The organism is Streptomyces rapamycinicus NRRL 5491 (genome assembly GCF_024298965.1).
Lineage (GTDB): Bacteria > Actinomycetota > Actinomycetes > Streptomycetales > Streptomycetaceae > Streptomyces > Streptomyces rapamycinicus.
Window position 1 is genome coordinate 2,827,358 of sequence record NZ_CP085193.1, and the last position, 14,514, is coordinate 2,841,871.

At 71.8% G+C, this 14,514-nt stretch carries 11 protein-coding genes; all 11 read right to left on the bottom strand.

What is annotated here, in order from left to right; genetic code table 11:
- Window positions 1-4 precede the first annotated feature (4 nt).
- A complete protein-coding gene (locus LIV37_RS11250; protein ID WP_020867231.1) occupies window positions 5-1,414 on the bottom strand; it encodes an aspartate aminotransferase family protein in 1,410 nt (469 codons plus the stop codon).
- On the bottom strand, window positions 1,411-3,378 hold the full coding sequence (gene dxs, locus LIV37_RS11255; RefSeq protein WP_020867232.1) for a 1-deoxy-D-xylulose-5-phosphate synthase: 1,968 nt from the start codon (window positions 3,376-3,378) through the stop codon (window positions 1,411-1,413). Before dxs ends, LIV37_RS11250 begins: the two co-directional genes overlap by 4 nt.
- Before the next feature lie 23 nt (window positions 3,379-3,401).
- Window positions 3,402-4,568 (bottom strand): flavodoxin-dependent (E)-4-hydroxy-3-methylbut-2-enyl-diphosphate synthase, encoded by a 1,167-nt coding sequence (gene ispG / locus LIV37_RS11260; RefSeq protein WP_121825599.1) that lies wholly within the window; start codon window positions 4,566-4,568, stop codon window positions 3,402-3,404.
- Between the two features lie 28 nt (window positions 4,569-4,596).
- Window positions 4,597-5,622, bottom strand: a complete 1,026-nt coding sequence (hpnH, locus tag LIV37_RS11265) for an adenosyl-hopene transferase HpnH (protein ID WP_020867234.1) — start codon at window positions 5,620-5,622, stop codon at window positions 4,597-4,599.
- Window positions 5,573-6,334 (bottom strand): phosphorylase family protein, encoded by a 762-nt coding sequence (locus tag LIV37_RS11270; RefSeq protein ID WP_020867235.1) that lies wholly within the window; start codon window positions 6,332-6,334, stop codon window positions 5,573-5,575. Before LIV37_RS11270 ends, hpnH begins: the two co-directional genes overlap by 50 nt.
- Window positions 6,334-8,280: a squalene--hopene cyclase gene (shc, locus tag LIV37_RS11275; protein ID WP_020867236.1), complete on the bottom strand. Its 1,947-nt coding sequence runs from the start codon at window positions 8,278-8,280 to the stop codon at window positions 6,334-6,336. Before shc ends, LIV37_RS11270 begins: the two co-directional genes overlap by 1 nt.
- Before the next feature lie 104 nt (window positions 8,281-8,384).
- On the bottom strand, window positions 8,385-9,482 hold the full coding sequence (locus tag LIV37_RS11280; protein WP_020867237.1) for a polyprenyl synthetase family protein: 1,098 nt from the start codon (window positions 9,480-9,482) through the stop codon (window positions 8,385-8,387).
- A 263-nt stretch (window positions 9,483-9,745) separates the two neighbouring features.
- Window positions 9,746-11,179: a hydroxysqualene dehydroxylase HpnE gene (gene hpnE / locus LIV37_RS11285; RefSeq protein ID WP_020867238.1), complete on the bottom strand. Its 1,434-nt coding sequence runs from the start codon at window positions 11,177-11,179 to the stop codon at window positions 9,746-9,748.
- Complete coding sequence (gene hpnD, locus LIV37_RS11290; RefSeq protein WP_373920607.1) at window positions 11,176-12,138, bottom strand: presqualene diphosphate synthase HpnD; 963 nt, start codon at window positions 12,136-12,138, stop codon at window positions 11,176-11,178. Before hpnD ends, hpnE begins: the two co-directional genes overlap by 4 nt.
- Complete coding sequence (gene hpnC, locus LIV37_RS11295; protein ID WP_020867240.1) at window positions 12,135-12,998, bottom strand: squalene synthase HpnC; 864 nt, start codon at window positions 12,996-12,998, stop codon at window positions 12,135-12,137. The genes hpnD and hpnC overlap by 4 nt, the downstream gene beginning before the upstream one ends.
- Window positions 12,999-13,437: 439 nt before the next feature.
- On the bottom strand, window positions 13,438-14,178 hold the full coding sequence (locus LIV37_RS11300) for a TetR/AcrR family transcriptional regulator (protein ID WP_020867241.1): 741 nt from the start codon (window positions 14,176-14,178) through the stop codon (window positions 13,438-13,440).
- Window positions 14,179-14,514: the final 336 nt, after the last annotated feature.

Consider the following 14,514-nt stretch of genomic DNA (forward strand, 5'->3'; position numbering starts at 1 on the left):
TCGGTCAGCGGCCTGCCACCGCCTGTTTGACGAGCGTCCGGCCGAAGTCCCAGATCAAGCCGCCGCCGTCGTGTGCGTCGTCCATGACCGCTGTGAACGCCTCTACGAAACGGTCCACTTCCCGCTCGCCGATGATCAGCGGCGGGATCAGCTTAATGACCTCCAGATGGTCGCCGGAGACCTGGGTGAGGATGCGATGGCGCCGCAGCAGCGGGACGACGACCATCTGCGCGAACAGCCCCTTGCGCGCCGCCTGGAGCATCGCCCACCGGCTGCGCAGCCCCAGTGAGCTGGGCCTGCCGAACTCGATGCCGATCATCAGCCCCCGGCCGCGGACGTCGTGCAGCAGTTCGTAGCGGTCCACCAGCGCGGCGAGGCGGTCGCGCAGCAGCTCACCGGTGCGGCGGGCGTTGGCCACGACCTCCTCGTCCTCCATGACGGCGAGGACCGCGAGCCCCGCCGCCATGGCCTGGGCGTTGGAGCCGAAACTGGCCGAGTGGACCAGCACCCGGTCCATCGACGAATAGACCTTTTTGAAGATCCAGTCCTTGCCGAGGGTCGCGCCGACCGGCACATAGCCGCCGGAGAGGGCCTTGGCCACGCACACCAGATCCGGTTCGACGCCGTCCTCGTGGCCGTAGGCGAAGAAGTCCCCGGTGCGGCCGAGGCCGGTCTGCACCTCGTCCGCGATGAGCAGGGCCTTGTGGCGGTGGAGCAGCTCCTGCGCGGCGCGCAGGAAGCCGGGCGGGGTCTCGTGCACCCCCTTGCCCTGGATGGGCTCCACCACGAACCCCGCCACGTCCCCGCGCGCCAGCTCCCGCTCCAGCGCGTCGAGGTCGCCCATCTCGATCGGGGTGTCGGGCAGCAGCGGGGCGAACCCCTTGCGGAAGCCGTCCTCACCGTTGACCGACAGCGAGCCGGTGGTCAGCCCGTGGAAGGCGTGGGCGCAGTACAGGACGCGCGGCTTGCGGGTGGCGTAGCGGGCGAACTTCAGGGCCGTCTCGACGGCCTCGGTGCCGCTGTTGCCGAAGAAGACCCGGTCCAGATGGGGGGCGTGGGCCAGCAGCCGCTCGGCCAGCAGACCGGGCAGCGGCTGGCAGTCGAAGCGGGTCAGATCGGCCAGGTCGGCGTCCAGGACGTCGTGCAGCGCCTTGCGGACCACGGGGTGGTGGCGGCCCAGGCCCATCACCCCGAAACCGGCGAGCATATCGAGGTAGTCCTGGCCCTCGTCGTCCCAGAAGTACGCGCCCTCGGCCCGCTCGTAAACCTTGTCGAACCCGATGGTGCGCAGCATCCGGGGCAGCTGGTGGTTGAGGTGCCGGGTGTGCAGGTCGTACCGCTCCGACGCGCGCTCGGCCAGCAGCTTCCCGAGGTCGAAGCCCGAACGCCGCTGCTGCTGCTCGGCTGCTGTCATGCCCGGCTCTCCTTGGCGGGGGTACGGGCCCCGGCGCGGGTACGGGCCCCGGTGGCGGTACGCGCCTCGGCGAGGGCGCTCGCCCGCTCCGGGCGGGCCGCCTCGATACGGGTCAGGGCCGCCCCGATCCGGCCCGCGATCTCGGCGGGGGTGAGCCCGATGTCGGCGAGCACCTCACCGCGCTTGGCATGCGCCAGGAACGCCTCGGGGATGCCGAACGTCCGCACCGGCAGGTCGACTTCGGCGTCCCGCAGCGTCTGGGCGACCGCCGCGCCCACCCCGCCGGTGCGCACATTGTCCTCCACGACCGCCACCAGCCGGTGGCGCGCCGCGAGCCCGGGCAGCCCGGGGTCGACGGGCTTGACCCAGCGCGGATCCACGACCGTGCAGCCGATGCCGCGCCCGGCCAGCAGCTCGGCGGCGCGCAGCGCGACGGGCGCCATCACCCCGGCCGCCACGAGGAGGACGTCCTCGCCCCGGCGCAGCACGTCCATCCCGCCCACCCGGTCGATCGCCGGGATCGGCTCCCCCACCGACTCCTTGGGGAAGCGGATGACGGTCGGCGCGTCGTCCACGTCGACCGCCTCGCGCAGCTGGGCACGGAGCTGGTCGGCGTCGCGCGGGGCGGCGATCCGCAGCCCCGGCACCACCTGGAGGACGGACATGTCCCACATGCCGTTGTGGCTCGGGCCGTCGGTGCCGGTGACCCCGGCCCGGTCCAGGACGAACGTCACACCGCACTTGTGCAGGGCGACATCCATCAGCAGCTGGTCGAAGGCGCGGTTGAGGAAGGTGGCGTAGACGGCGAGGACCGGGTGGAGTCCGCCGGTGGCGAGCCCGGCGGCCGAGACCGCCGCGTGCTGCTCGGCGATGCCCACGTCCCACACCCGCTCGGGGTACGCCGCGGCGAAACCGGCGAGGCCCACGGGGTGCAGCATCGCGGCGGTGAGGGCGACCACGTCGGGCCGCTCGGCGCCGATCCGCACCATCTCCTCGCCGAACACCGAGGTCCATGAGCGGCCGCCGGAGGGGGTCAGCGGTGCGCAGGTGAGCGGGTCCATCGCGGCCACGGTGTGGAAATGGTCCGCCTCGTCCTCCAGCGCGGGCGGGTAGCCCCGCCCCTTCTCGGTGAGGCAGTGGACGAGGACCGGGCCGTGGAACCGCATGGCGCGGCGCAGGGCCGACTCGACCGCCTCGGTGTCATGGCCGTCGATGGGGCCGACGTACTTCAGCCCCAGGTCCTCGAACATGCCCTGCGGTGCGAAGGCGTCCTTGAACCCCTTCTTGGCGCCGTGCAGCGACCCGTACAGCGGCTGGCCGACCACGGGGGTGCGCTGCAGCACGTCCTTGCCCCAGGCCAGGAAGCGCTCGTAGCCGTCGGTGGTGCGCAGGGTGGCGAGGTGGTTGGCGAGCCCGCCGATGGTCGGCGAGTAGGAGCGCTCGTTGTCGTTGACGACGATGACCAGCGGCCGGTCCCGGGCGGCGGCGATGTTGTTGAGCGCCTCCCAGGCCATTCCGCCGGTCAGCGCCCCGTCCCCGATGACGGCCACCACATGGTCGGTGCGGCCGCGCACCTCATTGGCCTTGGCGAGGCCGTCGGCCCAGCCCAGCACGGTGGAGGCATGGCTGTTCTCGATGATGTCGTGCTCGGACTCGGCCCGTGACGGATAGCCGGACAGCCCGCCCTTGTGGCGGAGCTTGGAGAAGTCCTGGCGGCCGGTGAGCAGTTTGTGGACATAGGACTGGTGGCCGGTGTCCCACAGGATGCGATCGGCGGGCGAGTCGAAGACGCGGTGCAGGGCTATGGACAGCTCGACCACGCCGAGGTTCGGTCCCAGATGGCCCCCGGTCCTGGCCACCGCCTCGATCAGGAACTCCCTGATCTCCTGGGCGAGCGCGGCCAGTTCCTCACCGGTCAGCGCCTTGAGGTCGTGCGGGCCCCGGATGTTCTCCAGCAACGGCACGGTCGGTTCCCCTCCTCGGTGTATCAGCCCACGGTGACGTCCGGGGTACCCGACGGGACCCCCTCGTCCGCCATGCGCCGCGCGATGTTCATGGCCTCGTCGATCAGGGTCTCCACGATCTTCGACTCCGGCACGGTCTTGATGACCTCGCCCTTGACGAAGATCTGCCCCTTGCCATTGCCTGACGCCACCCCCAGATCCGCTTCCCGCGCCTCACCCGGACCGTTCACCACACACCCCATGACCGCGACGCGCAGCGGGACCTCCATGCCCTCCAGACCGGCCGTGACCTGGTCCGCGAGCTTGTACACATCCACCTGCGCCCGGCCGCACGACGGACACGAGACGATCTCCAGCCGCCGCTGCCGCAGATTCAGCGACTCCAGGATCTGGATCCCGACCTTGACCTCCTCCGCCGGAGGCGCCGACAACGACACCCGGATCGTGTCCCCGATCCCCTCACTCAACAGCGCACCGAACGCCACCGCCGACTTGATCGTCCCCTGGAACGCCGGACCCGCCTCCGTCACCCCCAGATGCAGCGGATAGTCACACTGAGCCGCCAACTGCCGGTAGGCATTGACCATCACCACCGGATCGTTGTGCTTCACCGAGATCTTGATGTCCCGGAACCCGTGCTCCTCGAACAGCGAACACTCCCACAACGCCGACTCCACCAACGCCTCCGGCGTGGCCTTCCCGTACTTCTCCAGCAACCGCTTGTCCAGCGACCCCGCGTTCACCCCGATACGAATCGGCACACCCGCGTCCGACGCCGCCTTCGCGATCTCCTTGACCTTGTCGTCGAACTGCCGGATGTTCCCCGGATTCACCCGCACCGCCGCACACCCGGCATCAATCGCCGCGAACACGTACTTCGGCTGGAAATGAATGTCGGCGATCACCGGGATCTGCGACTTCTTCGCGATCACCGGCAACGCGTCCGCGTCATCCTGCGACGGACACGCCACCCGCACGATCTGGCACCCCGACGCCGTCAGCTCCGCGATCTGCTGCAGCGTCGCGCCGATGTCCGCCGTCACTGCCGTCGTCATCGACTGCACCGAAACCGGCGCGTCACCGCCCACGGCCACCGATCCGACCTGGAGGCGGCGCGAGACCCGGCGCGGTGCGAGGGGCCTGCCCGGCATCGCGGGCAGGCCGAGCGCGACCGGTTCCGCCGCACTCATCCCCTCTGGTTCCGCCGCGCTCATCCCGTCACCCATTGCTTCCGGCGGCGGTCTCCCGGGCGGCGCGCAGCGACTCCTTGAGGGAGCCCATGGTCGCCAGGACCGCGGTGGGTTCATAGCCGCAGTGGGCCATGCAGTTGTCGCAGCGCGGATCCTTGCCGCGGCCGTAAGCGTCCCAGTCGGTCTCCTCCACCAGCTGGCGGTAGGTCGGGACATAGCCGTCGCTCATCAGGTAGCAGGGGCGCTGCCAGCCGAAGAGGGAGTAGTTGGGGATGCCCCAGGCGGTGCACGGGAAGTCCGTCTTGCCCTCGAGGAAGTCGAGGAAGAGCGGACTGTGGTTGAGCCGCCAGCGGCGCCGGTTGCCCCCGGCGAACGCCTTGCGGAACAGCTCGCGGGTCTGCTGGACGCCCAGGAAGTGCTCCTGGTCCGGCGCCTTCTCGTACGCGTAGGCGGGCGAGATCATCATCTCGTCCACCTCGAGCTCGTCATTGAGGAAGTCGAGCACGTCGATGACGGTCTGCGGGGTGTCGGTATTGAAGAACGTCGAATTGGTGGTGACCCGGAAGCCGCGCCGCTTGGCCTCCTTGATGGCCGCCACCGCCTCGTCGAACACCCCCTCCTTCGCCACCGATTCGTCATGCCGCTCGCGCAGCCCGTCGATGTGCACCGCGAAGGCGAAGTACGGGGACGGCTTGAACAGATGCATCTTCTTCCGCAGCAGCATCGCGTTGGTGCACAGGAAGACGTACTTCTTCCGCGCCACCAGCTGCCGTGCGATCTCGTCGATCTGCGGGTGCATCAGGGGTTCGCCGCCCGCGATGGACACCATCGGCGCGCCCGACTCCAGCACCGCGCCCACCGCCTGGGCGACCGGCATGCGCTGCTTGAGCACCCCGGCCGGATGCTGGATCTTCCCGCAGCCCTCGCACTTGAGATTGCACGCGAACAGCGGCTCGAGCTCGACGATCAGCGGGAACTTGTCCCGGCGCTTGATCATCTTCTGTTCAAAGAGATACGTCGCGACCCGGATGGTCTGGCGGAGAGGCATGGCCATCTAGCTCACCTCCTGGGAGCAGCGAAGAACGGTGCCAGTGAAAGAAAGCGGGGAGAACGGTCCGAAGAACCCGGAAAGCCGATATTCCACCGCGTAGCGTGCCGATTCGGACGAGTTCATGTTCAGGAGCGTCCACGACCACCCGGACGGCCGCAACCGGACGGACGCCGTGGCCGACGGCGGTGCGCAGGGTCGCGGCGGACTCCATGTCCACCGCGATGGCGCCGGTACTGTGCAGCGCGGCTCGCTCCGCGCCGCGCACCACGTGGTCCGATCCCACGACCGGACCGATATGGACGGCCCGGCGGGGACCGCCGGGGAGGGGATGTGACAGGGCGTCGGCGAGGATCCGGGTGCCGGTGCACTCGGTGCGGCCCGCCGGATCGCGGGTCTCGTCGGCCACGACGAGGTCCCCGGGGTGCATCCCCGGGGCCAGCCCGGCGCAGAAGCCGGTGGCGATGAGGGCGGTGCGCCGCCCCCCGGGCTCGCCGGGCTCACCTGGCCCTCCTGTCCCACCTGGCTCACCGGACCTTCCGGTGAGCGCCCGGGTCACCGCGCGCTCGGCCGACTGCGGCCCCATGCCCGTGCGCAGCACGGTCACGGCCCCGGCGGCGCCGAGGTCGGCGCCGCGCAGGGCGAACCGCTCGATGCCGAGCGCACAGGCGATCAGCAGCGCCGCACCACCGGCCTCCACGGCCGGATCGGCGGACATCAACTGCTCCGCGGTCGCGCCCCGGTGGGCTCGCCGTGGACATACCGGCCCAGTGCCGTCACCGGGAAGACCTGCCGGTACAGGTGGTAGTTGATGGAGAAGTCCCAGGGGAAGCCGGTGCCGGTGAAGTACGGCTCGTCCCAGGAGCCGTCCGGCCGCTGGGTCCCGGCGAGCCAGGTGACCCCGCGCTCGACGGCCTCGCCGTCCCGCTCCCCCGCCGCCAGCAGCGCGAGCAGCGCCCACGCCGTCTGCGAGGCGGTGGAGGCGCCCCGGCCCATCCACTCGGCGTCGAGGTAGGAGCGCTGGTCCTCGCCCCAGCCGCCGTCCTCGTTCTGGACGCTCTCCAGCCAGCGGACGGCCCGGCGGACCGCCGGATGGGAGGCGGGGACACCGGCGGCGATCAGCGCGGGGACGACGGAGCCGGTGCCGTAGACGTAGTTGGTGCCCCAGCGGCCGAACCAGGCGCCGCTCGGCTCCTGCTCGGACAGCAGCCAGGAGATACCGCGCCGGGTACGGGCGTCGTACGTCCGCCCCTCGTGCGCCAGCATCTCCACGACATGCGCGGTGACATCGGCCGACGGCGGGTCGATCACCTCACCGAAGTCGCAGAACGGCAGCTTGTTGGGGAGCGGGCTGGTGTTGTCGACGTCGAACGCGCCCCACGCCCCGTTCTTCGACTGCATGCCCAGGGTCCAGCGCATGGCGCGCCGCACCGCCGACTCGATCCGCTCGGGCTCGGGGTGGTCGACCCGGCGCAGCGCCAGGATGACCTCGGCGGTGTCGTCGATGTCGGGGTAGTTGTCGTTGTGGAATTCGAACGCCCAGCCGCCGGAGGGCAGCCCGGGCCGCCGGACCGACCAGTCGCCGGGCCGGTCGATCTGCTCGGTCAGCATCCAGTCGGCGGCCTTGACCAGCGCCGGGTGGTCCGGGGCGAGACCGGCGTCGGCGAGCGCGATGGCGGCCAGGCAGGTGTCCCAGACCGGGGACTGACAGGCCTCGATCATCCGGCTGCCGTCCTCGCGCCACACCGCGAACCGGTCCAGCGACTCCAGACCGGCGCGCATCACGGGGTGGTCGAGGTCGTAGCCGAGCAGATGGAGGGCGATCACGGAGTAGACGGCGGGTGGCTGGATGCCGCCCCAGCAGCCGTCGTTCTCCTGCCGCTCCACGATCCAGCGGGCGCAGGAGCGCAGCGCGGCCCGGCGCAGCGGGCGGAAGGCGACCTTGTGGTAGGCGTGCAGCGCCCGGTCCAGCCGCTGGAAGGCGCCGTCCCAGGAGGCGACGGGGGCGAGCGGACGCGGCGGATTGGGCCTGCGGGGGTCGGCGTGGAGCTCGTCGAGGGGGAAGGGGGCCGGGCGCACGGGGCGTTCGGCGGAGACGATGGTGAGGGGCACGATGGTCTGCCGGGCCCAGCAGCCGAAGTCGTAGATGTTGAGCGGAAGCCACTTCGGGAAGTAGATGATCTCCGGTGGCAGCTCGGGCAGGTCCTCCCAGCGCCACCAGCCGAAGAGGGCGAGCCAGATCCGGGTGAACACCCGACTGCTCGCGATCCCGCCCCGGGAGCGCACCCAGGCGGAGGCGGCGGCCATATGGGGCGCGTCGGGCTCGTCGCCGGCCAGCCGCAGGGCGACATACGCCTCGATGGTGGCGGAGAGCTCGGGCGGACCGCCGTGGAAGGTGGCCCAGGTGCCGTCGGTGGCCTGCTGGGAGCGCAGATAGCGGGCCGCGGCGTCGAGGGTGCCGGGGTCCTGGATGCCGAGGAACTGGCGGAGCATCAGATCCTCGGCGTCCATGGTGACGTTGGTCTCCAGGTCGCCCTTCCACCAGCCCCGCTCGTCCTGGCGGGACAGCAGGTGGTCCACGGCGCGGGCCGTCGCCTCACGGGCGACGCTTAAGGTCTTGGACTCGGATGACTCGGAGGGTTGGACGGTCGGTGTCGCTGTCATGGCTTCCCCTCTGCAGTGTGCTCATCTGCCGTCTTTGGGGCTTCCGTCGGCCGGCACCCCGGCTGGGTGCCGGCCGGCGACTGCGAACTAGCGGTCCATGGCGATCATCTCTCTCGTACGACGACGAAGTCGGCGAGCGCCACGAACCGCGCCCGGATCTCGGCGGGCATGTCCACCGAGCCCAGCGCCTCCATGGCGGTCGCATGCTGTCTGCGGGCCTCCTGAGAGGTCCAGTCCCGGCCACCCGCCTGCTCGATCAACGCGGCGCGGACGGCGAATTCTTCCTCCGAGAAGTCGGCGAACTCCTCCTCCGGCTTGTGCGCGTCCGCCGCGAGGATCTGGGCGAGCCGCTCGGAGTCGGGGCCGCCGGCGTCGAGCGCGGCGACCACGGGGAGGGACTTCTTGCGCTGGCGCAGATCGCTCCAGGTCCGCTTGCCGGTCGCCTCCGGGTCGCCCCAGATGCCGAGCAGGTCGTCGACGGCCTGGAAGGCGAGGCCCAGGTGGTAGCCGTAGCGCTCCAGGGTGTCGGCGGTGCGGTCGTCGGCGCCGCCGAGCACGGCGCCGATGGAGGCGGCGCAGGCGAGCAGGGCGCCGGTCTTGTTGCCCTCCATCTCCAGGCACTCCTCGACGGTGACCCGCTCGCGGTGCTCGTAGGAGATGTCCTGGGCCTGGCCGTCGATCAGCTTCCGGGTGGCGGCGGTGAGCCGGCGGGTGGCCCGCCCGGCCTCGGCGGTGCCGATCTCCAGCAGTATCTCGTTGGCCAGCGCGAACAGGGCGTCACCGACCAGGATGGCCTGGGCCGGGCCGTGCACCTTCCAGACGGTGTCGCGGTGGCGGCGCTGCTCGTCCCCGTCCATGAGGTCGTCGTGGAGCAGCGAGAAGTTGTGCACCAGCTCGACCGCGACCGCGCCGGGCACCCCGGCCTCGGGGGCGGCGCCCGCCGCCTCGGCGGACAGCAGGGCGAGCGCGGGGCGGACGGCCTTGCCGCCGTCGCCCTCGGCCGGGTTGCCCTCGGCGTCGATCCAGCCGAAGTGGTACGCGGCGACGGTGTTCATGGGCGGGGCCAGCCGGTCGACGGCGGCGCGCAGCACCGGCGTGGCGAGCGTACGGCCGCGGTCCAGCAGCGCCATGACGCCTGCGGTGTCGGCACCTGGGGTCGCCGGGGTCACGGTCTCTCCTCTGTTCTTGGTGGTGGTGCTCATGCCGCCTCCTTGGGCGTCCCCCCGCCCGGGGCGGGGAGAGTGTTCACATGCGGGCGGCCTAGGGGGCTTCTGATGGATCTCCGTGGGAGAAGGAGCGGGGTCTGGCGCCTGCGATCGCGAGGCGGAGGAGGGAAGCGACGCGGAGGGGGCACCTCCCAGCGGTAGCTGGGGGAGTCGTTGACCGACGACAACGCCGCGAGCTCCCCCAGCTACCGCTGGGAGGTGCCCCCTGGTGCCAGGGCACGCGACGCCACGGAGATCCATCAGAAGCCCCCTAGGTCGGTGAGGGCCGCGCGGGCGGCGGAAAGACCGCTGCGCACGGCGCCCTCCATGGTCGCGGGCCAGCCGGTGGCGGTCCACGCACCGGCCAGGTAGAGGCCGGGTGCGTCGGTCGGGGCTGAGGGCCTGAGGAGGCCGACGCCGGGGACGGGGGCGAAGGTGGCGGTGCGCTCCCGGGTGACGAAGAAGTCGCGCACCCGTGCCCCGCGGGCGACCGGCAGCAGCCGCTCCAGCTCGGGCAGATAGCGGGCGCGCAGCTCGGCCACCGGGCGGTCGATGTCGTCGTACGCGGCGGACTGCGACACCGCCAGGTACTGGCTGTCCCCGGCCCCGGGCGCGTCCCTGAGCCCCGAGGCGTCCGTACGGTCGAAGACCCACTGGACGGGGGAGCCGATCGCGGCGAAGAAGGGGCGGCGCAGCACCGTGCGGTCGTAGATCACGTGCAGATTGAGGATGGGCGCGGTGCCGATGCGCAGCAGCCGGCCGGGGTCCTTCAGGGCGCCGTCGGGCAGCAGGGCGTGCGTCTCGCGCTGGGGTACGGCCAGCACGAGCACGTCCGCCTCGGTCCGCGGCTCCTCCCCCGGCCGCCCGGCGGTGGCCGCGCTCCAGCGGCCCTCGGGGGTGCGGGTGACGGCGGTCACCCGGGTGCGCAGGTCGGTCCGCACGCCCGCCGCGTCCAGGGCGCGGTGGGCGTGGGTGTGGTGCAGTTCGCCGAGCGGGGCACGGGCCCAGCCGATGTCGGCGGCGCCGGGCCGGGAGAGCAGCCCGGTCTTGAAGACCATCGCGGCCAGGCCCAGCGAGACATCGGTCGCGGTGGCGTTGAGCGTGGCCACGCCGACCAGGTCCCACAGCGCCTCGACGGCGCGCGGCGACTGGCCGTGGCGGCGCAGCCAGCCGGCGAAGTCCACCCCGTCCAGCTCCGGGTCCTCGGGGTCCAGCCGCCCCAGGGCGAGCGCGGCGCGGCCCACCTGGGCGCGCTCGGCGAGGGAGAGATGGGGGTAGGTGGCCAGGCTCGCGGACAGATGGAGCGGCACCGGCAGAGCGGTGCGGCGCAGCCGGCCGAGCCGCCGCCCGTCGCGCCCCCGGGCGTCGAGGACGGGGACGTCCAACCGGCCCTGGACCGGGGCGAGTCGGGCGGCGCCGACGCGCTCCAGGAACCACTGGTAGGCGGTGCAGCAGCGCAGATACACATGCTGGCCGTTGTCGACGCTGAGGACGCCCGCCGGGGAGGAGCGGTGGAAGGAGAAGGCGAGGCCGCCCAGGCGGGGGCGGCCCTCGACCAGGGTGACCCGCAGCCCGGCGTCGGCCAGCGCGAGCGCGGCCGTCGTACCGGCGAGCCCGCCGCCGATCACCAGGGCGCTCCGCCCGGCGGGGCGTCGCCCCGCGGCCGGGGCGGGGTCCAGGGTCGAGTGGGTCACACCGCCCTCCCGGTGGAGCGGCGCTCGACGGCGCGGGCATCGAGACCGGCAAGACCGCGCACCGCCACATACGCCTTCTCATGGCCGGGCAGCGAGACGCGGCCGCGCAGGACGGCCGCGGGGTCCTTGGCGATCCGGTCCAGCAGCCTGCGGTAGATGCCCGCCATGGCGGACACGCACGCGCCGCTGCGCCGGTCCAGCAGCGGCAGCAGCCGGAAGCCCTCGGCGAACAGCGCCCTGGCCCGCCGCACCTCGAAGTGGACCAGGCCGGTGAAGTCGGCGTCCGGCGGTGCGGTGGAGCCGCGGAACGCGTCGGTGCAGCCGAATTTGGCCAGGTCGTCGGCGGGCAGATAGGTGCGCCCGGTGGCGGCGTCCTCGCGGACGTCGCGCAGGATGTTGGTCAGCTGCAGCGCGAGCCCGAGGGTGTCGGCGTAGGCCGGGGCACGTTCGAGCTCGTCCTCGCTGTGGCCGGTGCCGGGGGCGGTCCCGAAGACGCCGAGCGACAGCCGTCCGATGGCGCCCGCCACACAGCGGCAGTAGACCTTGAGGTCGTCCCAGGTCTCGTAGGTCTGCCCGGCCACGTCCATCAGCACGCCGTCGATCAGCTCGTCCAGCGCGTCCAGCGGGATCGGGAAGCGGTGTGCGGCATGGGCGAGGGCGACGGCGACGGGGTCGGTGTCGTCCTCCTCGATGCCGCCGCCCCGCATCCGGTCCAGCAGGGCGCGGGTGTCCGCCAGCCGGGCGCGCTTGGCCTCCGGGTCGAGGGGGCCGTCGCCGATGTCGTCGACCCGGCGGGAGAAGGCGTACAGGGCCGACATCGCATGGCGCTTCTCCGTCGGCAGCAGCCTGATGCCGTAGGCGAAGTTGCGGGCCTGGTGGCCGGTCACGGCCTCGCAGTAGCGGTACGCCGCGAGCACTGGCGCGGACGCGTGCGGAGATCCCTTCACGGTCCGGCTCACCCCTCTCTTCGCAGTGTCGCCCCCACCTCGCGCAGCAGGCTGAGCTTGGTGGGCCTGGGCGGTCCAGGGAGTACGTCATGTCCCGCGGCCGCGACCGCCCGCAAGGCGGCCCGCCCCCCGGCCACGAATCCGGCGAGCAGCACCTTGAGCCTGCCGTGGACGCTACCCACCAGGGGGGTGCCTTCATTCAGCAGGGCAGCGGCGCGTTCCGCCTCCTTCGCGACCAGGGCGCGCAACCGTACGCCGCCCCTGGGGGCGGCGAGGTCGGCCTCGGTCACGCCGAAGCGTTTCATGTCCTCGGCGGGCAGATAGACGCGGTCCCTGCGGAGGTCCTCGGCCACGTCCTGAAGGTGCTCGATGATCTGCAGGGCGGTGCAGATGGCGTCCGAGTGGCGGATCCGCTCGGGGCTCGCGGTGCCGGTGATGCCGAGGACGAGCCGTCCGACCGGATTGGCGGACAGCTCGCAGTAGTCGAGGAGGTCCTGGTAGGTGGCGTACCGCCGGATCCGCTGGTCCTGACGGTTGGCCTCGATCAGCCCCAGGAAGGGCCCTTGGTCAAGCCCATGGCGGTGGACGGTGGGGCGCAGGGCCCGCAGCAGCGGATGGCGCGGCTCCGCGGCGGGCCGGAAGACCCGGCGGAGGTCGGCCTCGAACGCGTCCAGCATCGCGAGCGCGTCGTCGGCCCGGTCGCGGTCGAGACCGAGCAGTTCGGCGTCGGCGCCGCCGGGGGGCAGATCGCCGTCGCCGATGTCGTCGACCAGCCGGGCGTAGCCGTAGACGGCCATCAGATCGGTGCGCCAGGCGCGGGGGATGAAGAAGGGGGCCACCGGGAAGTTCTCGTGGGCGGCCTTGTCGAGCACGGCGCGAGCGGCTTCCTGCCCGCCGCTCCGGCTGCTCGACGTGGTATGGGACCCGCTGCGCTCGTCCTCGACGGTCACCGTGGACAGCCAGGCGTACGGGCGAGACCCAGGACGCCACGTGGGTCCCGGCGACCGGGCCCCTCGGGAGCGCTGGAGATGGGCCGTGTAGCCAATGCCGTCACATCCCCCGTTCTACACCGGTTACCAGGGTCCGCACGATCCGGACACGCCGCTCCGTCTTGTCAACGGGCCCCGGCCCCCAGCCCCCGAACAGGCGACAAGGGCCCGGCTCCGGCATGATCCGGACGGGCATTGCCACAGCTTACGCCTCTCGGTGTACACATGTACGGAGCGATACCCCGATGTGACCTTCGACCGGGCGCCGGGCGGGTGACCGGCGAACGCCCCCGGGCCGGTGTCCGGGGGCCTTCGGATGACCTCAGACGACCTCTTCGTAGAACTCCGAGATGTCCAGCACCCGGCACAGGTCGCGGAGCTCGAACTCGAAGAAGTGCTGGCCCTCGGAGAGCGCGAAGGACATATGGCCGAGCGCCTCCATGGAGATCACCCCGTACAGCCGCACCCAGCAGCGGAGCATCACGGCGATGGCTCCGGGGGGCATGTCGACGTCCTGGTCCTCGCTGAGCGCGGTGAGGGTCTGCGCGAGGCCGGGGTCGAGCTCCTCGACCTCGGGGGCCGGGAAGCCCCGCACCCGCCACAGGTCGGCGACCAGATCGGAGTACACGGAGCCGAAGACCCAGCTCATATGGCGCTCGGGCTTGGTCTCCTCGCGGCCGAGCCCCGGGGCCCAGGGGCCGAGGATCAGCCCGAACTCATGGGGGTGCTTGATCGCCCAGACGCGCAGCGCGCGGGCGCCGCTGATCCACCGGCGGCCCGGCTCCTCCTCGGGGTGCTGACCGAGGACCCCCTGCATGAAGCGGGCCATCTCCTCGAAAATGTCCACACGCAGCTGAAGGATCAGCGCATCCCGGCTACTGAAGTAGCGGTAGACGGCCGGCGCGGTCATGCCCATCTCACGCGCGATGGCCCGGATGGTCACATTTTCCGGGCCCTCCTGAACCAGGAGCGTCCGGGCGACGTCCTTGATTTCACGGATGGTCGCGATGCGCAGCCGCTCGCGCCGTGAGTACGGTGCGACGTGCGCTTCCCCTGGCGACACGCGTCCCCCTCCCTGATGCTGCGCCGCTCGACAACCCGGCGTACACGCACACGATACAGCGCCTCCGTTTAGTGAACAGCGGCGGTGACGGTGCCTCTGGTTCAACTGCTAGCCCCCTGACCCTGCCACAGATCCGCGGGGTTGCCCCGCCGGATGGCTCAGCGACCACCATCCGGGTCACCCGGGGGCGCGGGGGAGCGTCCGTACATGCGTCGGACATTCATTCGGAGGCATTGTGCGCGAGTGCTCCGGGGAGCGGACGGAGGGGGATGGACGGCGGCACTGGGCGCCACCTGGGAGTAAACGGCCGTAGCGATCGTGAAATGAAGTTCTCGC